We start from the raw sequence: 22,471 nt of genomic DNA on the forward strand, positions 1-22,471 counted from the left end.
GCGCGTTCAGCCCTTCATCCGGTTGGCGTCGTCGACCGCGATCGTGCCGCGGCCTCGGAAGTAGATGATCAGAATGGCCAGGCCGATCGCGGCCTCGCCTGCGGCGACGGTCAGCACGAACATCGCGAAGATCTGCCCCACCAGATCGCCCAGATAGGCGCTGAAGGCGACGAGGTTGATGTTCACCGAAAGCAGGATGAGCTCGATCGCCATCAGGATGATGATGATGTTCTTGCGGTTGAGCACGATCCCGAACACGCCGAGCACGAACAGGATCGCGCTGACGATAAGATAGTGAGAAAGCCCGATCACAGCTCGACCCCCTGTCCGACCGGCTGATCGACGTTGCGGACAGCCTCTTCAGGCCGGCGCGCGACCTGATGCGAAACATTCTGCGGACGCACCCCGCCGCGCTTGCGGTGGGTCAGGACGATGGCGCCGATCATCGCGACCAGCAGCACCAGCCCGGCGCCCTCGAAGATGTAGAGATAGCGCGAATAGAGCAGCGTCCCGATCGCCTCGATGTTCGAGACCTGGGCGGGATCGGGCGTCGGCGCGATGCGCGCCGCGCTGATGTCGATCGCGCCGCCCTTGCGGGCAAGCACGCCGAAGACGATCTCCGCCGCGAGCGCGAGGGCGAGCAGCACGCCGAAAGGCAGATATTCGACGAAGCCCGCGCGCAGCTCGGCAAAGTCGATATCGAGCATCATGACGACGAAGAGGAACAGCACCGCGACCGCGCCGACATAGACGATGACGAGCAGCATCGCGATGAACTCGGCGCCGACGAGCAGCATCAGCCCCGCCGCGTTGAAGAAGGCGAAGATCAGCCAGAGCACGCTGTGCACCGGATTGCGCGCAGTGATCGTGAACAGCCCACCGGCTATCACGAGCGTCGCGAAGAGATAGAAGGCGAAGATCTGCATCACGTTAGATGTTCAACCTCCGTTCGTCCCGAGCGAAGTCGAGGGACGTTTTGTCTCGCGGGATACGTGTCTCGACTTCGCTCGACACGAACGTGAAATGGATGGCCGGAAGCAATGTCGCCGCCTTAACGATAGGGCGCATCGGCGGCAAGGTTCGCGGCGATCGCGCGCTCCCACTTGTCTCCGTTGGCCAACAATTTGGACTTGTCGTAGATCAGTTCCTCGCGCGTTTCGGTCGCATATTCGAAGTTCGGACCCTCGACGATCGCATCCACCGGGCAGGCCTCCTGGCACAGGCCGCAATAGATGCACTTGGTCATGTCGATGTCGTAGCGCGTGGTGCGGCGGCTGCCGTCGTCACGCGGCTCCGCCTCGATCGTGATCGCCTGCGCCGGGCACACCGCCTCGCACAGCTTGCACGCGATGCAGCGCTCCTCGCCGTTCGGGTAGCGGCGCAGCGCATGCTCGCCACGGAAGCGCGGCGAAAGCGGCGCCTTCTCGAACGGATAGTTGATCGTCGCCTTGGGCTTGAAGAAATACTTCAAGGTCAACCAGTGCGCCTTGACGAACTCCCAGAGGGTGAACGCCTTCACATATTGGCCGAGGCTCATTGAATGCCTCCGTAACGGGTCAGCATGAGGAATCCGGAGACGAGGAACACCCAGAACAGCGAGAGTGGCAGGAAGATCTTCCAGCCCAGCCGCATCAGCTGGTCATAGCGATAGCGCGGCACCGTCGCCTTCACCCACGAGAAGATGAAGAAGAAGACGAGGATCTTGAGGAAGACCCAGATGATGCCCGGCACCAGATAGAGCGGCGCCCAGTCGATCGGCGGCAGCCACCCGCCCCAGAAGAGCGTCGCGTTGAGCGCGCACATCAGGAGGACGTTGGCATATTCGCCGAGCCAGAAGAGCGCGAAGGCCATCGACGAATATTCGGTCTGGTAGCCCGCGACGAGTTCCGACTCCGCCTCCGTCAGGTCGAAGGGCGCGCGCGCCGTCTCCGCCAGCGCCGAGATGAAGAACACCACCGCCATCGGGAAGAGCAGCGGGTTGAAGCCATGGCCGTTGAGGAAGCCATAATAGGCCTTCTGCGACAGCACGATGGTCGAGAGGTTGAAGCTTCCCGCCCACAGCACGACCGAGATCAGCACGAAGCCGATCGAGACTTCGTAGCTCACCATCTGCGCCGAAGCGCGCAACGCCGAGTAGAAGGGATATTTGGAGTTGGATGCCCAGCCCGAGACGATCACGCCGTAAACGCCCAGCGACGAGATTGCGAGGATGTAGAGCAGGCCGACATTGATGTCGGCGAGCACCCAGCCATCGGCAAAAGGCAGCACCGCCCACGCCATCAGCGCCACGGTGAAGGTGATGATCGGCGCGATCAGGAACAGCCCGCGATTGGCGGCGGACGGGATGATCGTTTCCTGCAGGAACACCTTCAGGCCGTCGGCGAAGCTCTGCAGCAGGCCGAAGGGGCCGACGACGTTGGGGCCGCGACGCAGCGCCATCGCCGCCCAGATCTTGCGATCGGCGTAGATGATCATCGCGACGGCCAGCATCAGCGGCAGCGCGATCAGCAGGATGAAGATCAGCGTCGCGACAAACCAGCCGAAGCCGTAGCCGAGGAAGGATTGGAAGAAGGCGGTCATTCCGCGGCCTCCGCAAAGCTTTCGCCGTGGATGAGTTCGGCCGAGCAACGCTGCATCGTCGGCGAGGCGCGGCAGATGGCGTTGGTCAGGTAGAAATCCTTGATCGGATAGGCGATCTCGCCTGCCGCCCTGGCATCGAGCTTGGGCGCTGACCAGGCGTAGCCGGCCAGACCCTCGACGCCCAGCGCGGGCACCTCGGCAGCCATCGCACCGCGCAGCGCGCCGAGCGTGTCGAAGGGCAGCGGCTTGCCGATCACGGCCGAAAGCGCGCGGAAGATCGTCCAGTCCTCGCGGGCATCGCCCGGCGCGAAGACAGCACGCTCGCCGATCTGGACGCGGCCCTCGGTATTGACCCAGGTTCCCGATTTCTCGGCATAGGTCGCACCCGGCAGGATCACATCGGCATGATGCGCGCCCTTGTCGCCATGATGGCCGACATAGACTTTGAAGCTCTTGTCGAACTTGGCGAAATCGACTTCGTCGGCGCCGAGGAAGAAAACCAGCTTGGGCGCGGCCGCGACGATGTCGGCAATGCCGCCCTTCTGCGCATAGCCCAGCATCAGGCCGCCCATGCGCGATGCCGCCATGTGGAGGACGTTGAAGCCGTTCCAGCCCTCGCGGACGAGCTTCAGCGTGTCGGCGAGCTTGAGCGCGGCGCCCAGCGCCTTAAGCCCTGCCCCGCCGACGATCATCGCCGGACGCTCTGCGCTGGCGAACGCTTCGGCCGCTGCCTTGGGCAGCTTGCCCAGCAGGCCCAGATCGTTGCCCAGCCACTCGACCTTGTAGGTCAGGTCGGTCTCGGGCCCGATCGCGAAGACCTTCGCCCCGCCCTTGCGGATCGCCTTACGGATGCGCGTGTTGATCAGCGGCGCTTCCCAGCGCGGGTTGGTGCCGACGAGCAGGATCACGTCCGCGCGCTCGATGCCCGCGATGGTGGTGTTGAAATTGACCGCAGCCAGGCTCGACACGTCATAGTCCATACCCGTCTGCCGCCCCTCGAGCAGCGACGATCCCGCAACAGCCAGCAGCGCCTTGGCGGCATACATGGTCTCGCAGTCGACGAGGTCGCCCGCGATCGCGGCGACGCTATCGCCAGCTTTTGCCGCGACGCTCGCCACGGCCGCGAAAGCCTCTTCCCACGTCGCTTCGACGAGCTTGCCGTCGCGGCGGACGAACGGACGATCGAGGCGACGGCGGACGAGGCCGTCGACCGCATGGCGGGTCTTGTCGCTCGCCCACTCCTCGTTGACATCCTCGTTGATGCGCGGCAGCGCGCGCAGCACCTGACGACCGCGGCTGTCGAGGCGGATGTTGGTGCCGACGGCGTCCATCACGTCGATCGTCGGAGTCTTCTTCAGCTCCCACGGACGCGCCTCGAAGGCGTAGGGCTTGCTGGTCAGCGCGCCGACCGGGCAAAGATCGACGACATTGCCCGAAAGCTCGCTGGTCACCGCCTTTTCGAGGTAGGAGGTGATCTGCATGTCCTCGCCGCGATAGATCGCGCCGATTTCCTCGACGCCCGCGACTTCTTCGGCAAAACGCACGCAGCGCGTGCACTGGATGCAGCGCGTCATCATCGTCTTGACGATGGGACCCATATATTTCTCGGTGACCGCGCGCTTGTTCTCGAGGAAGCGCGACTGGCCCTTGCCGTAAGCGACCGACTGGTCCTGCAGGTCGCATTCGCCGCCCTGATCGCAGATCGGGCAATCGAGCGGGTGGTTGATGAGCAGGAACTCCATCACCCCCTCGCGCGCCTTCTTGACCATCGGCGTGGTGGTGAAGACTTCCTGGTTGTCGGCGGCGGGCAGCGCGCACGAAGCCTGCGGCTTCGGCGGCCCGGGCTTCACCTCGACGAGGCACATCCGGCAGTTGCCGGCGATAGACAGCCGCTCATGGTAGCAGAAGCGCGGGATTTCCTTCCCCGCAGCCTCGCAGGCCTGGAGCACGGTCGCCCCCTGGGGGACTTCGACCTCGATGCCGTCTACTTTCAACTTGGGCATGGCGAATGACGATCCAGTCGTGCGTTAACGGGTGCCGTTGGCGACGATTTCGCCGCGCCAATAGCGCGTCGATGCGGAATAGGCGCTGAGCGCCAGCAAACCGCGCAATGTCGAACGATTGACGTTGAAACGGGCGTTCTTGGGATAGCAGCCCGCGAAATAGGGCTGGATGCGCGCGATCGCCGTGCGCTCCAGCGGCGAGTCGACCGGCGACTGCAGCACCTTGTCGGTGTCTTCCGGCACGTTGCGCGCCAGACAGTCGCCGAAGCGCGCCAGCGCGACTTCGGGCTTGCTGGTATCGACGCCGTCATTGACCGGCGGCAGCCCCATATCGGCGAGCAGCGCCGGCGCCATGCGTGGGCGCATGCCGAATTCCTTGAAATCGCGGAAGTAGAGCGCCTGCGCCAGCGCGCCGCGCAGCACCACCGACAGGCCGACCAGCGCACCCGACTTGACGCACTCCGCGCCGCCGCCGAGCCATCCCGGCTGTACGGTCGCTTCGTCGCCGGTCAGCGGCAGGCGGCGCACGGTGGCGGCGGCCGAGTCATGATCCTTCGCAACCGCGCAGCGGGCGATATTGTAGATATCGACCTCGGCATCCTTGCTCAGCGTCGCGGCGATTGCCGGCGCGCCGACCCCAGCCAGGCACAGCATGGTCAGAAATGCGGTTTTCATCATCCCCTGCCCCCTCATTCTGCCGCGACCGCGACGGTCTGAGCCTTATGCTCGTGGATGCGGCGTTCGAGTTCCGGGCGGAAGTGGCGGATGAGGCCCTGGATCGGCCACGCCGCAGCATCGCCGAGCGCGCAGATGGTGTGGCCTTCGATCTGCTTGGTCACTTCCTGGAGCGTATCGATCTCGGAAATGTCGGCATTGCCTTCGCGCAGCCGCTCCATCACGCGCCACATCCAGCCCGTGCCCTCGCGGCACGGCGTGCACTGGCCGCAGCTCTCGTGGCGGTAGAAATAGCTGATCCGGCTGATCGCGCGGACGATGTCGGTCGACTTGTCCATCACGATCACGGCGGCGGTGCCGAGGCCGGAGCCGAGCGCACGCAGCCCGTCGAAGTCCATCGGGGCGTCCATGATCTGCGCCGCCGGCACCAGCGGAACCGAGGAACCGCCGGGGATCACCGCGAGCAGATTGTCCCAGCCGCCGCGAATGCCGCCGCAATGCTTCTCGATCAACTCGCGGAACGGGATGCTCATCGCTTCCTCGACCACGCAGGGCTTGTTCACATGCCCGCTGATCTGGAACAGCTTGGTACCGCGGTTATTCTCGTTGCCGATACCCGCGAACCACGCCGCGCCGCGACGCAGGATCGTCGGCGCGACAGCGATCGATTCGACGTTGTTCACCGTAGTCGGGCAGCCATAAAGGCCGGCGCCCGCCGGGAAGGGCGGCTTCAGACGCGGCTGGCCCTTCTTGCCCTCGATGCTCTCGAGCATCGCCGTCTCTTCGCCGCAGATATAGGCGCCCGCGCCGCGGTGGACGAAGACGTCGAAATCATAGCCCGATCCGCTGGCGTTCTTGCCGATCAGCCCGGCGTCATAGGCTTCCTTCACGGCCGCGAAGAGCGTCTCGGCCTCGCGGATATACTCGCCGCGGATATAGATATAGGCCGCCCGCGCGCGCATCGCATAACCGGCGATCAGCGCGCCTTCGATCAGCTTGTGCGGATCGTGGCGGATGATCTCGCGGTCCTTGCACGAACCGGGCTCGGATTCGTCGGCGTTGATGACGAGGAAGCTGGGTTTGCCGGGTTTCGGTTCCTTGGGCATGAAGCTCCACTTCATGCCGGTCGGGAAACCCGCGCCGCCGCGACCGCGCAGGCCCGATGCCTTCATCTCCTCGATGATCGCATCCTGGCCGCGCGCAATCAGCGCCTTGGTATTGTCCCAGTCGCCCCGCTTGCGCGCGGCGTCGAGGTTCCACGGCTGGTAGCCGTAGAGATTGGTGAAGATACGGTCCTTGTCGGCAAGCATCAGCGGCCGCTCCCGATCAGCTTTTCGGCGAGGAAATAGGCGGCCACGGCCAGCACCAGCCCGATCGCGACCGCGATCAGCCAGAACATCGTCTTCAGCAGAAGGACGATGACGATGAGGCCGAGGATGATGGCGATCAGCGCGCTCATGCCCATTCCCCGCGATAGTCGTGGTTCTCGTTGACCATCGCGGTCAGCGTCGTCGGCCCGCCGACCGGCTCGACGGTGTGGCGGCCCGGCTCCTGCGTGCCGGTCTTGGGGCTTTCGCCCTTGGCCAGCGCATCGAGGATCGCGAGCGTGCGATCGAAATCGAGATCTTCGTAATTGTCGTCGTTGATCTGCACCATCGGCGCCGACGAGCAATTGCCCATGCACTCGACCTCGGTCAGCGTGAACAGCCCGTCGGCCGTCGTCGCGCCCTTCTTCAGGCCGCGCTCCCTGCACGCACGCATCACGTCGTCCGATCCGCGCAGCATGCACGGCGTCGTGCCGCAGACCTGCACGTGGAAACGGCCCACCGGCGCCAGATTGTACATGGTGTAGAAGGTCACGACCTCGAACACGCGGATGTACGGCATGTCGAGCTGGGCCGCGACATATTCGATGACCGGCACGGGCAGCCAGCCCTGCGTATTGATCTCGGCGCCCACCTGGCGCTGGGCGAGATCGAGCAGCGGCAGCGTCGCCGAAGCCTGCCGGCCTGGCGGATAGCGCGCGATGATCTCCTTCGCCTTGGCCGCGTTGTCCTTGGTCCAGGCGAAATTGCCCCAGCGCGCGCGGGTCTCCGCTTCGTCGGGAATATGCGGTGCGTCAGCCATTCGTCTTCACCTTCACCGATCCACCTCCCCGAACACGATATCGATCGCCGAGAGGATCGCGGTGGTGTCGGCCAGCATGTGGCCCTTCATCATCATGTCCATCGCCTGCAGGTGCGAGAATCCGGTGATGCGGATCTTGCAGCGATAGGGCTTGTTGGTGCCGTCGGACACCAGATACACGCCGAACTCGCCCTTGGGGCTTTCGGTCGCGACATAGACTTCACCCGCCGGAACGTGGAAGCCTTCGGTATAGAGCTTGAAGTGATGGATGAGCGCTTCCATCGAGCGCTTCATCTCGCCGCGCTTGGGCGGCACCACCTTGCGGTCGGAACTGGCGATCGGCCCCTCGGGCATCTCGGCCAGGCACTGCTTCATGATCCGCATCGACTGGCGCACCTCCTCGACGCGCACCATGAAGCGGTCATAGCAGTCGCCCTTGGTGCCAACCGGCACGTCGAACTGCATCCGGTCATAGACGTCGTAGGGCTGCGCCTTGCGGAGATCCCACGGAATGCCGGCGGCGCGGATCATCGGGCCGGAGAAGCCCCACTTGATCGCGTCTTCCTTCGAAACCGTGCCGATATCGACGTTGCGCTGCTTGAAGATGCGGTTGTCGGCGACGAGGCTGATCGCATCCTCGAACAGGCGCGGCATGCGATCGTCGAGCCAGTCGGCAATGTCGGTCAGCAGCTTGAGCGGCGCGTCCTGATGGACGCCGCCCGGGCGGAACCAGGCCGAATGCATGCGCGCGCCCGAAACGCGCTCGAAGAACTGGAGACAGTCCTCGCGAACCTCGAACAGCCACAGGTTGGGCGTCATCGCGCCCACGTCCATGATGTGCGAACCCAGGTTCAGCATGTGGTTCGAGATGCGCGTCAGCTCGGCGAACAGCACGCGCAGATATTGCGCGCGCAGCGGCACTTCGAGGTCGAGCAGCTTCTCGACCGCCAGCACATAGCTGTGCTCCATGCCGAGCGGCGAGCAATAGTCGAGCCGATCGAAATAGGGCAGCGCCTGCAGATAGGTCTTATATTCGATCAGCTTCTCGGTGCCGCGGTGAAGCAGGCCGATATGCGGATCGACGCGCTCGACGATCTCGCCGTCCAGCTCCATCACCAGGCGTAGCACGCCGTGCGCCGCCGGATGCTGCGGGCCGAAGTTGATCGTGTAATTCTCGATCGCGATGTCGCCGACGGTCGGGTCGGCGGCGTCTTCGATGCCTTCCAGCTTTTCCAGATAGTCAGACATGGTCAGCCCTCACTCTTGGGCTTGCGCGTACGCGGCGCGCGCTTGGGCTTGTCCTCGGCGGCAGCAGCCTCGGGGGCGACTACCTTCTTGGCCGGCGCCTTGCGCTTGGGCTTGCTCTCGGCCTTGTTGCCCGGATGCGGCTCGCCCGCACCCGTCTGCGCCGTGCTCTCGGTCACCTTGGGGGTGGCCGGCGGCGGCGCGGCGGGAGTCTTCTCGGCATCGGCCTTGACGATCTTGTCGGCGGTCAGCGGCGTCGGCGCGCCCTTGGCTTCCGGCAGCGCGGCCTTCTCGTCGCCGGGCAGCACATATTCGGTGCCTTCCCACGGCGAGGTATAGTCGAAGGTGCGGAAATCCTGCGCCAGCTTCACCGGCTCATAGACGACGCGCTTATGCTCTTCCGAATAGCGCAGCTCGACATAGCCGCTCAGCGGGAAGTCCTTGCGCTGCGGATGACCGCGGAAGCCATAGTCGGTCAGGATGCGGCGCAGGTCGGCATTGCCCTCGAAGAGCACGCCATACATGTCGTAAACTTCGCGCTCGAGCCAGCCGGCGACCGGCCAGATCGCGGTCACGCTCGGCACCGGCGCGACCTCGTCGGTGCGCACGGTCACGCGGATGCGGTGGTTCCGCGTCAGCGACAGCAGATGATAGACGACATCGAAACGCTCGGGCCGCTCGGGATAGTCGACGCCCGCGATTTCCATCAGCTGCTGATATTGCAGAGCGGGATCGTCGCGCAGCGCAATCATCGCCGCCACGATCGCGTCGCGGCGGACGATCAGCGTCACTTCGCCGACCTTGTCCCAGGCTTCGAGCAGCGCATCGCCGATCGCGGCCTGCGCGGCCTCGATCACGCCGTCGTTCGGCGCATAACGGGGTGCAGGGCTAAGACTCACCGTTCGATCGTCCCCACGCGGCGGATCTTCCGCTGCAGCTGCATGATGCCATAGAGCAGCGCCTCGGCGGTCGGCGGACAGCCGGGAACATAGATGTCCACCGGCACGATCCGGTCGCACCCGCGCACGACGCTGTAGCTATAGTGATAGTAACCGCCGCCGTTGGCGCAGCTGCCCATCGAGATGACGTATTTGGGCTCCGACATCTGGTCGTAGACCTTGCGGAGCGCCGGGGCCATCTTGTTGCACAGCGTGCCGGCGACGATCATCACGTCCGACTGGCGCGGCGAAGCGCGCGGCGCGGCGCCGAAGCGCTCCATGTCGTAACGCGGCATGTTCACATGGATCATCTCGACCGCGCAGCAGGCGAGGCCGAAGGTCATCCACCACAGCGACCCCGTCCGCGCCCACTGGAACAACTCTTCGGTCGAGGTGACCAGAAAGCCCTTGTCGCCCAGTTCGGCGTTGAGATCGTTGAAGAAGGCGGCATCGGGCTGCGTGCCCGGGGCCGGCGCGAGTTCTACTCCCATTCGAGAGCTCCCTTCTTCCAGGCATAGATGAAGCCGAGCACCAGTTCGGCAAGGAAGATCATCATCGCGGTCCAGCCGGCCCACCCGATTTCCTTGAGCGACACCGCCCAGGGAAAGAGGAACGCCGCCTCGAGATCGAAGATGATGAAGAGGATCGCGATCAGGTAGAAGCGCACGTCGAACTGGCTGCGCGAATCCTCGAAGGCGGGGAAACCGCATTCATATTCGCTCAGCTTTTCGGGATTCGGCTTGTGCGCCCCGGTGAAGCGCGCCGCGATCATCGGCAGGACGACGAAGGCTGTGGACAGCGCGAGCGCTACCGCGAGAAACAAGAGGATCGGGAGATATCCGGCGGCGACCGACGCCATGTTCATGCTCCGATTGGATGCCGGCAACCCGGCCTTGCAGGCGGCTTTAAGCGTGCCGCACCTGCGAAGCAAGGCTGCAAGAAGTGAGAATGAATCGCAATTATCAGAGATGAAACAATCGGCCGCGCAAAGCCGCCAACCACCGCCTGCGGCTCAGGGCGTGACGATCGCGATACCCTTCTCGATCCGCATCCGGAGCGGGGGCAGACCATAGGCCCGGGTGCGCTCCGCAATGGCGTCGAAGATCGCCCTCGCCCGCGCCGGATCGGTTTCCAGGCGCGGCGTCCCGCTCGTCCGCAGCGTCTCGCCATAGCCCAGCCAGACCGGGTTCAGCCTGATTTCCGCCAGCCGCCCTCCGGCGAAGCGCAGTTGCGCCAGCACCGACTGGAAAGTGAAATCGTTGTTGAAGCTCGTCGCGTTGAGCGGCGCGGTCAGGTCATAGTCGGTCGCGCGTTCGGGATGGGCATAGCCTTGCTCCATCAGCGTGCGGTTGATCTGGAACAGCTCGTGCGGAACGGGCTCGATGATATCGCTCCAGAAGAAATTGCCGAGACCGTAGAAGATCGGCCGCTCGCGATAGATTTCGATCGGCCCCAGATTGTGGATGCCGCTCGCCGCGAACACGTCGCCGCCGGCATCGATCGTGTCATGCGCGATGGTCTTGAGGATTTCGGCTGGAACCTGCGGCGCGCTCGTGTCGCCGCAATTGCGCGCGCACTGGTGCGCGTGGATGGCGACGATCACCAGATCGGCATGCTGGCGCGCCTCGCGGATCGCGCGGCCGATCTCGGCGCGGTCCTCGGGATCGATCGCATAATCGTCATAGGCGCGCGTATCGCGGCGATAGCTCATGCCTTCGAAGGTCAGCGCATCGGGCGCGCCTTCGCAGTTCAGCTTGTTGAGCGTGCAGTCGGCGCGCGCCAGCGCGTCCATCGCCGCCGCCGTGACATGGACGGTGCGCGTTAGATGCAGCGCACTCAGCCCCGGCCGGCCGGGCGCCAGCCCGCGCGGCGGCATCGCTTCGCTCGTCGGGCGGAATGTCGTCGCGAAGGAGACCAGCGCCACCCGGCCCTTGGGCGTCTCCAGGTAACGCGGCGCGCGCGCCAGCGCCGCATCCTCGCCGACGCCGGCGAACACCAGCCCCTGCGCGTCGAGCAACCCGCTCGTCTCGCGCATCCCTTCGACGCCCCAGTCGAGCACATGGTTGTTGGCGCGGCCGACAAGGTCGAAACCCATCGCCTTCAGGTCCGCAGCCACGGCCGGCTCGCCCAGATTCGCCCAGTCGCCTTCGAAGGGGAATGGCGCGCCCTTGAAATAGCGGATGTCGAGCAGCGGCGTCTCGAGATTGCCGAAGGCCGCATCGCTGCCGCCGATCACCCCGATCAGCGCATCGAAGCCCTTGGGCTTCGCCGCCTGGCTGAGCGGACGCGTGATGATCAGGTCGCCCGCGACCGCCAGCGTGAAACCGTCGGCGATCGTCATCTTCGCCTCGGCGGCGAGCGGACGGCGCGGATCGAAAAAGCATTCGCGCGCGCCGGGATCGTTATAGGCCGGCGCTGTAGCCGGCTGCTCCGCTCCGGCGGGCATCGCCGCTCCCGCAAGGGCCAGCGTCAGCAGACGAAGACAAAGAGCGCGCATCGGACCCCCATGACGATGGAGGTCCGATCAGATCATAATGCTAGACACTTGTCTAGTATCACAACCTCAGTTGCGCAACGCGCCTGCGACCAGCTTGTGCAGCTTCGAATGGAGCGCGTCGTTCGCGGCGAGGAACTCGTTGCGCTCCATCACCCGGTCGCCGCCGCGGAAATCGGTGACGAAGCCGCCCGCCTCGCGGACGAGCAGCAGGCCCGCCGCGACATCCCACGGCGAGAGATCGGCTTCCCAGAAACCGTCGAAGCGCCCCGCCGCGACCCAGGCAAGGTCGAGCGCCGCCGAGCCGAGCCGGCGGATGCCCGCGACCTCGGGCGCGACCGCGCCGAAAATGCGCGACCACTGGGCGAAATTGCCGTGCCCCATGAAGGGGATGCCCGTCGCGATCAGCGAATCGGCCAGATCGCGCCGCGCCGACACGCGCAGCCGCGCATCCTGCAGCCAGGCCCCCCGCCCCTTCTCGGCCCAGAAGCTCTCGTCGGTCAGCGGCTGGTAGACGAGCGCGGTGGTGATCTCGCCACGGCCGTTCGGGCGCGGCTCCTCGACCGCGATCGAGATCGCGAAATGCGGGATGCCGTGGAGGAAGTTGCTGGTGCCGTCGAGCGGATCGACGATCCAGCGCGGCTTGGTGGGATCGCCTTCGACCTCGCCGCGCTCTTCCATCACGAAGCCCCAGTCGGGCCGCGCCTTGCGCAGTTCCTCGAAGATCGACTCCTCGGCGCGCTTGTCGGCCATCGAGACGAAGTCGGCCGGCCCCTTGCGGCTGACCTGCAGGTGCGCGACTTCGTTGAAATCGCGGCGCAGGCGCGGCGCGGCCTTGCGCGCGGCGCGCTCCATGACGGTCAGAAGGCCAGAATGGGCAACCATATCAGCAACTCCCCCCTCCCGCATGCAGGAGGGGACGGGGGTGGGCAGTCGGCGCGGAGCGGGACGGATTCCCGGGCCGCGCCAGTCCCTCCCGCTCCGTGCGGGAGGGCAGTCGGATCAGTCGGCGCGCTTGACGTAGGTCTTTTCGTAGACGTCGACGACGATGCGCGTCCCGCTCGCAATGTGCGGCGGCACCATCACGCGCACGCCATTGTCGAGCACGGCGGGCTTGTAGCTGGACGAGGCGGTCTGCCCCTTCACCACGGCATCGGCCTCGACGATGGTCGCCTCGATCTGGTCGGGCAGTTGCACCGAGATCGGCTTTTCCTCATAGAGTTCGAGCACTACTTCCATGCCGTCCTGCAGGAAAGCGACTTCGTCGCCCAGCATGTCGGCGGGCAGCGTGATCTGGTCGTACGTGTCCTTGTCCATGAAGGTCAGCGCATCGCCGTCGCGGAACAGGAACTGGAAATCCTTGGTGTCGAGGCGCACGCGCTCCACGGTCTCGGCTGAACGGAAGCGGACGTTGGTCTTGCGGCCGTCGATGAGGTTCTTCATCTCGACCTGCATGTAGGCGCCGCCCTTGCCGGGCTGGGTGTGCTGGATCTTCACGGCGCGCCACAGGCCGCCTTCATATTCGATGATGTTGCCGGGACGAATGTCCACGCCGCTGATCTTCATGGGAGTCTCGCTGATTAAAAGAGCAGGCGCGGCCCTTAGCGCGCAGCGGCGTTTCCGGCAAGCACCGCCCCGAACGCCTTGATCGCCGCGGCCTCTCCGTCAGGCCCGTTCCACACCGCTCCCGAAACCGCGATGAAGTCCGCCCCCGCATCGATCAGCGGCCGCGCGTTCAACGGCGTGATCCCCCCGATAGCCACGCAGGGAATCTCGAACAGCGTCGTCCACCAAGACAGGATCGACGGCTCGGGGTGATGCTTCACCACCTTGGTCGTCGTCGGGTAGAAGCTGCCGAACGCGACATAGTCGGCCCCTGCTTCCCCCGCTTCCATCGCCAGGTGCCGGCTGTCGTGGCAGGTGACGCCGATCTGCGCCGATGGGCCGAGCACGGCACGCGCATCGCGCGGATCGCCGTCCTCCTGCCCCAGATGCACGCCGTCGGCGCCCAGCCGCTTGGCCAGCGCGACGCTGTCATTGACGATGAAGGCGACTTCGCGGTCGGCGCAGATGCGCTGCAACGGCGCGGCCAGCCGCGCCGCCTGATGCTGGTCGACATCCTTCACGCGCAACTGGAACGCCGCGATCGGCCCGGCATCGAGCGCGCGCGCCAGCCGCTCCGGAAAGGCGCCGTCCACGTCGAGCGGCGAGATCAGGTAAAGCTGGCAGGGCGGCCGCCGATCATCGCTCTCGAAGCGCGCCGCGAAATCGGGGTCGAGCGGACCCAGTTCATCATCGTCGTCAATCATGTCCGCGCTCTAGCCGTTCGATGGCTGCCGCGAAAGCCGCCGGATCATCGAGCCGGTGGGCGACGGCCGCCACGCTGCGCCGCCCGATCGTCATGGGAGCCGCAAGATCGACGACGATATTGGGCCAGGCGATCAGCGCCAGATTGAGTACCGACCGATCCTTGATCGCCGCAGCATCCCAGTTGACGCGCAACCCGTCGATCTGCGCGAACGGTATGGTCGCCGACCGCAACCGCCCGGCGCGCATGATCAGCACCCCATCCGCAATCCGCACCGGCAGGCGCGGAAAGGAGCGGATGAGCAGCACGATCCAGATGATGCCGGCAAGGCTGACGAGCGAGACGATCGCCGCCACCCATGGCTTCCATAAGGCGAGAAGCAGATGGAGAACGATCATCTCCACGCAGGCGAGCGCGAAGAGCACCCACATCATCGGGGCAAGGCTGCGATGATAGGCGAAGTCCATGTCCGGCTAGGCGCCGACGATCATGATCGCGAAGCCGTCCCAACCCTTCGCGCCAACTGTCTGGATGGCCGTCGCCGAAAGGCGCGGCTCGGCGGCGATCGCGTCGAACAGAGCGCGCGTGCCGACGACGCTGGCGTCCTTGCTGGCCGCATCGGTCACGCGCCCCTCGCGCACGACATTGTCGCAGACGATGACCGTGCCGACACGCGCCAGTGCCAGAGCATGGCGCAGATAGACGGGATTACTCGGCTTGTCGGCGTCGATGAAGGCGAAGTCGAAAGCAGGCTCCCCAGCCGCGACCAGCGCCGCCAGGCTGTCCACCGCCGGCCCGACGCGGATATCGACGCGCTCGCCGACGCCCGCATGATCGAGATTGGCACGCGCCACGGCTGCGTGATGCGGATCGATCTCGAGCGAGACGACGCGGCCGCCCTCGCCCACCGCCCGCGCCAGACAGATCGTCGAATAACCGCCGAGCGTGCCCACTTCAAGCACGCGCCGCGCGCCGTTCATCCGCGCCAGCAGTTCGAGCAGCTTGCCTTGCGCCGGCGACACGTCGATCGCGGGCAACCCGGCATCGGCATTGGCGGCAAGCGCCGCCTCAAGTGCCGGATCGGGCCCGATCAGCCGGTCGACGATATAGGCGTCGACCGCGTCCCAGGCCCGATCCACCACGATCAGGCCTCGCCCTTGTAGATGGCGACGATCTTGTCGAGCATCGCCAGCGCTTCGTCGCGCGGGCGCTGGAAAGTGTTGCGGCCGATGATCGATCCGTTGCCGCCGCCGTCGCGAATGTCGCGCGCATCCTGATAGACGGCGTCGGCACCCTTGGCAGCGCCGCCCGAGAAGACGACGATGCGGCGACCCGCGAAGCAGCTCTGCACGACATGCTTCACGCGGTCCGACTGCTTCGACCAGTCGGTGCCTTCATAGGCCTTCTGCGCATCCTTCTGCTCGATATGCGCGGTCGGCAGCTTCACCTTGATGATGTGCGCGCCGATCAGCGCCGCGATGTGCGCGGCATAGGCGCCGACGTCGAGCGCCAGTTCGCCTTCCTTCGACAGCATGCCGCCGCGCGGGTAGGACCAGATCACCGTCGCGATGCCGACCGAGGCGGCCTCGGCGCGCAGTTCCTTGATCTCCTCGATCATCTCGAAGATGTCGTCGGCGCCCGGATAGATGGTGAAGCCGATCGCCGAGCAGCCGAGGCGCAGCGCATCGTCGATGCCGCCGGTCACTGCCTGGTTGATCGCCGTCGCCCAGCTGTTCGAGCTGTTGAGCTTCAGGATCGTCGGGATCTGCCCGGCGAACGTATCGGCCCCCGCCTCGAGCATGCCGAGCGGCGCGGCATAGGCCGAAAGCCCGGCGTCGATCGCAAGCTGATAATGGTAATGGGGGTCATAGGCCGCCGGGTTGACCGCGAAGCTGCGCGCCGGGCCATGCTCGAATCCCTGGTCGACGGGCAGGATGACGAGCTTGCCGGTGCCGCCCAGCCGCCCCTGCATCAGGATGCGGGCGAGATTCGCCTTCACGCCCGGATTATCGGATTCATATTTGTCGAGAATGGCCTTCACGGTCGGCGTCATATCGGTCCCCATATGGTCATCGTTTTTATTTGCGCGCCTCATAGCCATGCGCTCGCCCGCCGACAACGGCGGTAACGATGATCGGCGCTTGACGCGCGTGGAAGCCCCGAGCACTTCTGGCGCGGGGAGCACTATCATGCGGTTTTTCAGCTTCATCGGCGCCTGCCTGTTGTTAGCGGGCACCGGCGCGCTAGCGGCGGAATCGGAGGCGCCCAAAATCGGAGAAGCCGCGCCGGGGTTCGAACTTACCCTTGTCGACGGATCGAAGATCGATCTGGAGTCGCTGCGCGGCCAGGTGGTCGTGCTCAATTTCTGGGCGACCTGGTGCGTGCCCTGCCGCGCCGAGCTGCCGCTGCTCGACACCTATTACAAGATCCACCAGCCCCACGGCCTGCGCGTCTTCGCGATCACCACGCAGGATTCGGTGCCGCTCCGCCAGCTGCGCAAGCTGTTCGCGAAGATGAACATGCCCTCGGTCTCGCGGATCAAGGGCCCCTATGGGCCCCTGACCGGCGTTCCCACCAACTTCGTCATCGATCGCGCCGGCCGGCTCCGCTATGCGCAGTCGGGCGCGTTCAACCTCGAAGCGCTCAACCGCATCCTCGTGCCTCTCCTCAACGAGCCGACCCCGGCGCAGAAACTCGCTTCGGCGAAATAATCAGCGCGCCAGCGCGGCGACGCCGGGAAGCTCCTTGCCTTCCATCCACTCGAGGAAGGCGCCGCCCGCCGTCGAGACGAAGGTGAAGTCGTCGCCCACGCCCGCCTGGTTGAGCGCCGCCACGGTATCGCCACCGCCCGCGACGGAGATCAGCGATCCCTCACGCGTCAGCGCAGCTGCGGTCTTCGCGAGCGAGACCGTCGCCGCGTCGAACGGCGGCGTCTCGAACGCGCCGAGCGGGCCGTTCCACACCAGCGTGCGGCAGGTCTTGAGCACGTCGGCCAGCGCCTCGGTCGCGGCCGGCCCGATGTCGAGGATCATCTCGTCGGCTGCGACTTCGTGGACATTGGCGATGCGCGTCGGCGGATTGGGGCGGAATTCCTTCGCCACCACCACATCATAGGGCAGGTGCACCGTGCAGTCGGCGCGATCGGCGGCGTCGAGGATTTCCTCCGCCGTCCCGGTCAGGTCGTGCTCGCACAGCGACTTGCCGACATCGATCCCGCGCGCGGCAAGGAAGGTGTTCGCCATGCCGCCGCCGATGATCAGGTGATCGACCTTGGTCACGAGATGCTTGAGCACGTCCAGCTTGGTCGACACCTTGGCGCCGCCGACCACTGCAGCCACCGGATGCTGCGGATTGCCCAGCGCCTTTTCGAGCGCGGCCAGCTCCTTCTCCATCGCGCGTCCGGCGAAGGCGGGCAGCACATGCGCCAGCCCCTCGGTCGAGGCATGGGCGCGGTGCGCGGCCGAGAAGGCGTCGTTCACGTAAAGATCGCCAAGTGCGGCGAAGCGCTCGACCACCTTGGGATCGTTCTTTTCCTCGCCGCCGAAGAAGCGCGTATTCTCCAGCACGGCGATGTCGCCCGGATTGAGCGCCGCGACCGCAGCCGCATCGCCTTCCCAGTCGACATAATGAACCGGACGCCCCAGCACCGCCGCATAGGCGTCGACGACCTGCGCCAGCGAATATTCGGCCGCCGGTGCCTTGGGGCGGCCGAAATGAGCGAGGACGAGGACGATCGCACCGCGATCGGCAAGCTCGGTCACCGTCTCGATCGTCGCGCGCAGGCGAGTGTCGTCGCTCACCTTGCCGTCGGCCATGGGGACGTTCAGATCCTCGCGGACCAGCACGCGCTTGCCACTGATTTCGCCCATGTCGTCGAGAGTCTTGTAGCTCGTCATTGATCGTCCTCGATGATGATCGGGTCGCCGACCCTGATATGTCCGCCGGCAATTACGCGCCCCAGAACGCCGCCGCGCCAGTCGGGGGTCAGCGCGTCCTTCAGGCCCGGCGCGATCTCGTCCATGCGGCCGCACGGATCGCATTCGACGGTGGTGACGATCCTGACGTCGGCGCCGATGCGGATCACGGCGCCTTCGCGCTGGGGCAGGTCGAGCCCGTCGACCAGCAGGTTGGCGCGGCGGTTCCACCAATCGAGCGGGCGGCTGATCTCGGCCGTGGCCGCATCCCAATCGCCCTTCTCGATCATCGAGACCTGCCGCCGGCCGCGCTTGCCGGGCGGGATCGTGCCGCGAAAATCGCCTTCGATCCCGCCGCCGACGGTCACCGCGACCGCCTCCACCGTTTCCATGGGCGCACGCGGGCGGGCGTGGCGGGCTATGCCTGCCAGCCGCCCGCCCATGATCAGATCAGCTTGCCCATCGCGGCCGCGGTGTCGACCATGCGGTTGGAGAAGCCCCATTCATTGTCGTACCACGAAACGACACGGACCAGCTTGCCGTCGATCACCGCCGTCTCGAGGCTGTCGACCGTCGATGAGGCCGGCGAGTGCATCAGGTCGATCGAGACCAGCGGCTCGTCGGTATAGTCGAGGATGCCGGCGAGCGGGCCGCTCTCGGCCGCCGCCTTCAGGATCGCGTTGACCTCGTCATTCGTCGTGTCGCGCTTGGGCGTGAAGGTCAGGTCGACGAGGCTGACGTCGGGCACCGGCACGCGGATCGCCGAACCGTCGAGCTTACCCTTCAGCTCGGGCAGGACCTCGCCCACCGCGCGCGCGGCGCCGGTGGTGGTCGGGATGATCGACATGGCGGCGGCGCGGGCGCGGCGCAGGTCCGGGTGGATCTGGTCGAGGATCTTCTGATCGTTCGTATAGGCGTGGACCGTGGTCATCAGGCCGCGCTCGATGCCGATCGTGTCGTTCAGCACCTTCGCGACGGGCGCGAGGCAGTTGGTGGTGCACGACGCATTGGAGACGATCACATGCTCGCCGGTCAGCTTGTCGTTGTTCACGCCGAAGACGACGGTCAGGTCGACATTCTTGCCCGGTGCGGAGATCAGCACGCGCTTGGCGCCCGCCGCGATATGCTTCTGCGCGCTGTCGCGGTCGGTGAAGAAGCCGGTGCATTCGAGCGCGATGTCGACGCCCAGTTCCTTGTGCGGCAGGTTCGCCGGGTCGCGCTCGGCGGTCACGCGGATGCGCTTGCCGTCGACGACGAGGTCATTGCCCTCGGCCGAAACCGTGCCCGGATACTTGCCATGGACCGAATCGCGCGAGAACAGCCAGGCGTTCGACTTGGCGTCGGCGAGATCGTTGATCGCAACCAGTTCCAGCCCGCTTTCCGGACGCTCGAGGATCGCGCGCGCGACGAGGCGACCGATGCGCCCGAAACCGTTGATCGCGACTTTGACTGCCATGTTTATCAGCTCCTTGAAGCAAGCGCGGCGGCGACCCGCGGCGCTATCTGGTCGGGGGTGAGCCCGAATTCACGATAAAGATCCTCGGCCTTGCCCGAGGCGCCGAAATGGTCGAGCCCGAAGCGCAGCCCGTGGCCGACATAGCGCTCCCAGCCCATCGTGGTGCCTGCCTCGATCGAGACCTTCAGCACATCCTCCGGCAACGTATCGGCGCGGTATGCCGCGTCCTGCGCGTCGAAGCGCGACCAGCAGGGCATCGACACGACGTCGGCCCCGATCCCTTCGGCCTCCAGCAGATCGCGCACGTCGGCGGCGAGCTGCACTTCGGATCCGCTGGCGATCAGCACGACCTTGCGCGGCGCGGTCGCCGCGAACAGGCGATAGGCGCCGCGCGCCGACCGGTTCTCGGGCGCGTCGGTGCGAAGCTGCGGCAGATTCTGCCGGCTGAGGGCGAGCAGGCCAGGGCCATTCTCCTTCTCGATCGCCAATGCCCAGCACTCGGCGGTCTCCACCGTGTCGCAGGGGCGATAGACGTCAAGATTGGGGATGACGCGCAGCGCCATCAAGTGCTCGACCGGCTGGTGCGTCGGCCCATCCTCGCCCAGCCCGATCGAATCATGCGTCATCACGAAGACGACGCGCGCGCGCTGCAGCGCCGAGAGGCGGATCGCCGGGCGGCAATAATCGGAGAAGACGAGGAAGGTGCCGCCATAGGGAATGACGCCGCCGTGCAGCGCCATGCCGTTCATCGCGGCGCCCATGCCGAACTCGCGAATGCCGTAATAGATGTAGCTGCCCGAATAATCGTCCTTGGTCAGCGGCTTCTGCGCCTTGGCCTTGGTGTTGTTCGATCCGGTCAGGTCCGCCGATCCGCCGACGAGTTCGGGGATCACCGCAGTCATCGCCTCGAGCGCCATTTCGGACGCCTTGCGCGTCGCCACCTTCTGCGGGTTGTCGAGCAGGCTCTGGATATAGGCCTGCTTGGCATTGCCCTCGGGCAGGCGGCCAGCCATGCGGCGCTCGAACTCGGCCCGCTCGGCGCTCGCAGCCAGGCGCGCTTCCCAGGCTGCGCGCGGACTGGCGCCCTTCGTACCGAAACTCTCCCATTCGGCCTTGATCTCGGCCGGAATCTCGAAGGGCGGATAGGGCCATCCCAATGTTTCGCGCGCGGCGGCGACTTCGGCCGCGCCCAGCGGCGAACCGTGCGTGGCGGACGTGCCCTGCTTGTGCGGCGCGCCGCGCCCGATGATCGTACGGCAGGCGATCAGCGACGGGCGCGGATCGGCCAGCGCCTCATCGATCGCGCGGGCGATGTCCTCGGGATCGTGGCCGTCGCAGCGCACCGTGTGCCAGCCGCCGGCGACATAGCGCGCGGGAATGTCCTCGCAGGTCGACAGGCTCGTCGCGCCGTCGATGGTGATGCGGTTGTCGTCCCACAGCACGATCAGCCGGCCGAGGCCCAGATGGCCCGCGATGCCCACCGCTTCGTGGTTGATGCCTTCCATCAGGCATCCGTCGCCGGCGATCACCCAAGTATGGTGGTCGACCAGATCGTCGCCGAAGGTCGCGTTCAGGTGACGCTCGGCGATCGCCATGCCGACCGCGGTCGCCAGCCCCTGCCCCAGCGGCCCCGTCGTCGTCTCGACGCCGGCAAGCTCGAAATTCTCGGGGTGTCCCGCCGTAACGCTATGAAGCTGGCGGAATTTTTTGATGTCATCGATCGTCGGCCGCTCATAACCCGTCAGGTAGAGCGTCGCGTAGAGCAGCATCGATCCATGCCCGGCGGACAGAACGAAACGGTCGCGGTCGGCCCAGCGCGGCGCCTTCGGATCATATTTCAGATAATCGCGAAACAGCACGGTCGCGACGTCGGCCATACCCATCGGCATGCCCGGATGCCCCGAATTCGCAGCCTCGACGGCGTCCATAGCCAGCGCCCGGATCGCGTTGGCCAGTTGATCGTGAGAAACTGTCATGTCGGCTCCAGAGCGAATGTCGCAGAGGCGCGACCGGGTTGCGCGGCGAGTCGCCACGGGCGCGCGATCCTTTGTCGCGCCGTGACGAATGCGTCAACACCGGCGCGCGTGACGCCATGGCGGGAGTCGCTTGCTCCGTGCGTTGGACCTGCTAGTTAAGATTCCGTGACAGACGAACGCCTCATCCTCGCGATAGGCCGGCTCGAACGGGCGCTGACCCGTGCAGAGACTGCGGCCGGCAATGCGGAACGCGACGCCGAACTCGGCCATCGCCTCGCGGCGCTCGATCGCCGTCACGAGACATTGCGCAGCAGAACCCAGGAGGCGATCGACGCGCTCGATCGGCTGATCGGCTAGGGACTGTTGCCGATACGCCTGGGGGGTAGCGTATGGCGGAAGTGATTTTGGAGATAGGCGGCCGGCGATATCCGGTCGCCTGTCGCGATGGCGAGGAAGAGCAGCTCGGCGCGCTGGGCCGGCTGGTCGATGAGAAGGCGGCGCAGGCCAGCGCCAGCGTGGGCGGCGTCAACGAGGTCCGCCAGCTGCTGTTCGCGGCGCTTCTGCTTGCCGATGAGCTGCAGGATGCGCGCGCCGCCAGCAAGGCGCTCAATCTCTCCGCCACCCCTTCCCTGCTTCCCCTCGACGGCGAAGCAGTCGACTCGGGCGTCATCCTAGCGATCGAACGACTCGCCGAACGCGTCGAGAAAGTCGCCGAGAGACTTGAGGGCGCGGCGCGGGCCGCCTAGATTGGCAGG

At 65.9% G+C, this 22,471-nt stretch carries 27 protein-coding genes; 3 read left to right on the forward strand and 24 right to left on the reverse strand.

The features are described 5' to 3' along the window. Positions 1 to 6 precede the first annotated feature (6 nt). The 20 genes from nuoK to AC3WT0_RS07865 all read right to left on the reverse strand — a co-directional run bounded on the left by nuoK (position 7) and on the right by AC3WT0_RS07865 (position 16,423). Complete coding sequence (gene nuoK, locus AC3WT0_RS07770; protein ID WP_492752824.1) at positions 7 to 312, reverse strand: NADH-quinone oxidoreductase subunit NuoK; 306 nt, start codon at positions 310 to 312, stop codon at positions 7 to 9. Continuing rightward, positions 309 to 926: an NADH-quinone oxidoreductase subunit J gene (locus AC3WT0_RS07775; protein ID WP_492752827.1), complete on the reverse strand. Its 618-nt coding sequence runs from the start codon at positions 924 to 926 to the stop codon at positions 309 to 311. Before AC3WT0_RS07775 ends, nuoK begins: the two co-directional genes overlap by 4 nt. A 125-nt stretch (positions 927 to 1,051) precedes the next feature. Next, complete coding sequence (gene nuoI / locus AC3WT0_RS07780; protein WP_492752830.1) at positions 1,052 to 1,537, reverse strand: NADH-quinone oxidoreductase subunit NuoI; 486 nt, start codon at positions 1,535 to 1,537, stop codon at positions 1,052 to 1,054. Beyond that, a complete protein-coding gene (gene nuoH, locus AC3WT0_RS07785) occupies positions 1,534 to 2,580 on the reverse strand; it encodes an NADH-quinone oxidoreductase subunit NuoH (protein ID WP_492752833.1) in 1,047 nt (348 codons plus the stop codon). The genes nuoI and nuoH overlap by 4 nt, the downstream gene beginning before the upstream one ends. Further along, positions 2,577 to 4,583 (reverse strand): NADH-quinone oxidoreductase subunit NuoG, encoded by a 2,007-nt coding sequence (gene nuoG, locus AC3WT0_RS07790; RefSeq protein WP_492752835.1) that lies wholly within the window; start codon positions 4,581 to 4,583, stop codon positions 2,577 to 2,579. The genes nuoH and nuoG overlap by 4 nt, the downstream gene beginning before the upstream one ends. A 24-nt stretch (positions 4,584 to 4,607) precedes the next feature. Beyond that, positions 4,608 to 5,258, reverse strand: coding sequence for a hypothetical protein (locus AC3WT0_RS07795; RefSeq protein ID WP_492752839.1), 651 nt, complete (start codon positions 5,256 to 5,258; stop codon positions 4,608 to 4,610). A gap of 14 nt (positions 5,259 to 5,272) precedes the next feature. Beyond that, positions 5,273 to 6,568, reverse strand: coding sequence for an NADH-quinone oxidoreductase subunit NuoF (gene nuoF, locus AC3WT0_RS07800; RefSeq protein ID WP_492752841.1), 1,296 nt, complete (start codon positions 6,566 to 6,568; stop codon positions 5,273 to 5,275). After that, positions 6,568 to 6,717, reverse strand: coding sequence for a hypothetical protein (locus tag AC3WT0_RS07805; RefSeq protein ID WP_492752843.1), 150 nt, complete (start codon positions 6,715 to 6,717; stop codon positions 6,568 to 6,570). Before AC3WT0_RS07805 ends, nuoF begins: the two co-directional genes overlap by 1 nt. After that, positions 6,714 to 7,385 carry a complex I 24 kDa subunit family protein gene (locus tag AC3WT0_RS07810; RefSeq protein ID WP_492752846.1) on the reverse strand — a complete coding sequence of 224 codons (672 nt, stop codon included), beginning with the start codon at positions 7,383 to 7,385 and terminating at the stop codon, positions 6,714 to 6,716. The genes AC3WT0_RS07805 and AC3WT0_RS07810 overlap by 4 nt, the downstream gene beginning before the upstream one ends. Before the next feature lie 12 nt (positions 7,386 to 7,397). Further along, positions 7,398 to 8,633, reverse strand: coding sequence for an NADH-quinone oxidoreductase subunit D (locus tag AC3WT0_RS07815; RefSeq protein WP_492752848.1), 1,236 nt, complete (start codon positions 8,631 to 8,633; stop codon positions 7,398 to 7,400). A 2-nt stretch (positions 8,634 to 8,635) separates the two neighbouring features. Next, positions 8,636 to 9,529 carry an NADH-quinone oxidoreductase subunit C gene (locus AC3WT0_RS07820; protein WP_492752849.1) on the reverse strand — a complete coding sequence of 298 codons (894 nt, stop codon included), beginning with the start codon at positions 9,527 to 9,529 and terminating at the stop codon, positions 8,636 to 8,638. Next, positions 9,526 to 10,059: a NuoB/complex I 20 kDa subunit family protein gene (locus AC3WT0_RS07825; RefSeq protein WP_492752852.1), complete on the reverse strand. Its 534-nt coding sequence runs from the start codon at positions 10,057 to 10,059 to the stop codon at positions 9,526 to 9,528. Before AC3WT0_RS07825 ends, AC3WT0_RS07820 begins: the two co-directional genes overlap by 4 nt. Beyond that, the gene (ndhC, locus tag AC3WT0_RS07830; RefSeq protein ID WP_492752853.1) at positions 10,050 to 10,427 is read right to left on the reverse strand and encodes an NADH-quinone oxidoreductase subunit A; all 378 of its coding nucleotides are present in this window, start codon (positions 10,425 to 10,427) and stop codon (positions 10,050 to 10,052) included. The genes AC3WT0_RS07825 and ndhC overlap by 10 nt, the downstream gene beginning before the upstream one ends. Positions 10,428 to 10,580: 153 nt before the next feature. Then, positions 10,581 to 12,065 carry a CapA family protein gene (locus AC3WT0_RS07835; RefSeq protein ID WP_492752854.1) on the reverse strand — a complete coding sequence of 495 codons (1,485 nt, stop codon included), beginning with the start codon at positions 12,063 to 12,065 and terminating at the stop codon, positions 10,581 to 10,583. A 66-nt stretch (positions 12,066 to 12,131) separates the two neighbouring features. After that, positions 12,132 to 12,947, reverse strand: a complete 816-nt coding sequence (locus AC3WT0_RS07840; protein WP_492752856.1) for an inositol monophosphatase family protein — start codon at positions 12,945 to 12,947, stop codon at positions 12,132 to 12,134. Between the two features lie 117 nt (positions 12,948 to 13,064). Further along, a complete protein-coding gene (gene efp / locus AC3WT0_RS07845; RefSeq protein WP_492752858.1) occupies positions 13,065 to 13,628 on the reverse strand; it encodes an elongation factor P in 564 nt (187 codons plus the stop codon). 35 nt (positions 13,629 to 13,663) lie between these two features. Then, the gene (gene thiE / locus AC3WT0_RS07850; RefSeq protein ID WP_492752860.1) at positions 13,664 to 14,371 is read right to left on the reverse strand and encodes a thiamine phosphate synthase; all 708 of its coding nucleotides are present in this window, start codon (positions 14,369 to 14,371) and stop codon (positions 13,664 to 13,666) included. Beyond that, positions 14,364 to 14,837 carry a hypothetical protein gene (locus tag AC3WT0_RS07855; protein ID WP_492752861.1) on the reverse strand — a complete coding sequence of 158 codons (474 nt, stop codon included), beginning with the start codon at positions 14,835 to 14,837 and terminating at the stop codon, positions 14,364 to 14,366. The genes thiE and AC3WT0_RS07855 overlap by 8 nt, the downstream gene beginning before the upstream one ends. Before the next feature lie 6 nt (positions 14,838 to 14,843). Continuing rightward, complete coding sequence (locus AC3WT0_RS07860; protein WP_492752862.1) at positions 14,844 to 15,512, reverse strand: O-methyltransferase; 669 nt, start codon at positions 15,510 to 15,512, stop codon at positions 14,844 to 14,846. Between the two features lie 2 nt (positions 15,513 to 15,514). After that, positions 15,515 to 16,423: a class I fructose-bisphosphate aldolase gene (locus AC3WT0_RS07865; protein WP_492752864.1), complete on the reverse strand. Its 909-nt coding sequence runs from the start codon at positions 16,421 to 16,423 to the stop codon at positions 15,515 to 15,517. Between the two features lie 136 nt (positions 16,424 to 16,559). On the opposite strand from AC3WT0_RS07865, the gene AC3WT0_RS07870 reads away from it, so the two are divergent. Further along, complete coding sequence (locus AC3WT0_RS07870; protein WP_492752865.1) at positions 16,560 to 17,081, forward strand: TlpA family protein disulfide reductase; 522 nt, start codon at positions 16,560 to 16,562, stop codon at positions 17,079 to 17,081. On the opposite strand, the gene AC3WT0_RS07875 is transcribed toward AC3WT0_RS07870, so the two are convergent. From AC3WT0_RS07875 to tkt, 4 genes are read right to left on the reverse strand one after another with little or no spacing between them, the layout of a single operon-like run. Continuing rightward, complete coding sequence (locus AC3WT0_RS07875) at positions 17,082 to 18,266, reverse strand: phosphoglycerate kinase (RefSeq protein ID WP_492752867.1); 1,185 nt, start codon at positions 18,264 to 18,266, stop codon at positions 17,082 to 17,084. It lies immediately after the preceding gene. Then, positions 18,263 to 18,727 (reverse strand): MOSC domain-containing protein, encoded by a 465-nt coding sequence (locus AC3WT0_RS07880; protein WP_492752869.1) that lies wholly within the window; start codon positions 18,725 to 18,727, stop codon positions 18,263 to 18,265. Before AC3WT0_RS07880 ends, AC3WT0_RS07875 begins: the two co-directional genes overlap by 4 nt. Before the next feature lie 2 nt (positions 18,728 to 18,729). Next, positions 18,730 to 19,740 (reverse strand): type I glyceraldehyde-3-phosphate dehydrogenase, encoded by a 1,011-nt coding sequence (gene gap, locus AC3WT0_RS07885; protein WP_492752870.1) that lies wholly within the window; start codon positions 19,738 to 19,740, stop codon positions 18,730 to 18,732. 5 nt (positions 19,741 to 19,745) lie between these two features. Beyond that, positions 19,746 to 21,716 carry a transketolase gene (gene tkt, locus AC3WT0_RS07890; RefSeq protein ID WP_492752872.1) on the reverse strand — a complete coding sequence of 657 codons (1,971 nt, stop codon included), beginning with the start codon at positions 21,714 to 21,716 and terminating at the stop codon, positions 19,746 to 19,748. A gap of 165 nt (positions 21,717 to 21,881) precedes the next feature. Between tkt and AC3WT0_RS07895 the strand changes: the two genes are divergently transcribed. Together AC3WT0_RS07895 and AC3WT0_RS07900 are read left to right on the forward strand one after the other, a co-directional pair. Next, positions 21,882 to 22,073: a hypothetical protein gene (locus AC3WT0_RS07895; RefSeq protein ID WP_492752874.1), complete on the forward strand. Its 192-nt coding sequence runs from the start codon at positions 21,882 to 21,884 to the stop codon at positions 22,071 to 22,073. 32 nt (positions 22,074 to 22,105) lie between these two features. Beyond that, the gene (locus AC3WT0_RS07900; RefSeq protein WP_492752876.1) at positions 22,106 to 22,462 is read left to right on the forward strand and encodes a cell division protein ZapA; all 357 of its coding nucleotides are present in this window, start codon (positions 22,106 to 22,108) and stop codon (positions 22,460 to 22,462) included. Positions 22,463 to 22,471 lie beyond the last annotated feature (9 nt).

The organism is Sphingomonas sp. EU05-FHT14C10, assembly GCF_058790595.1.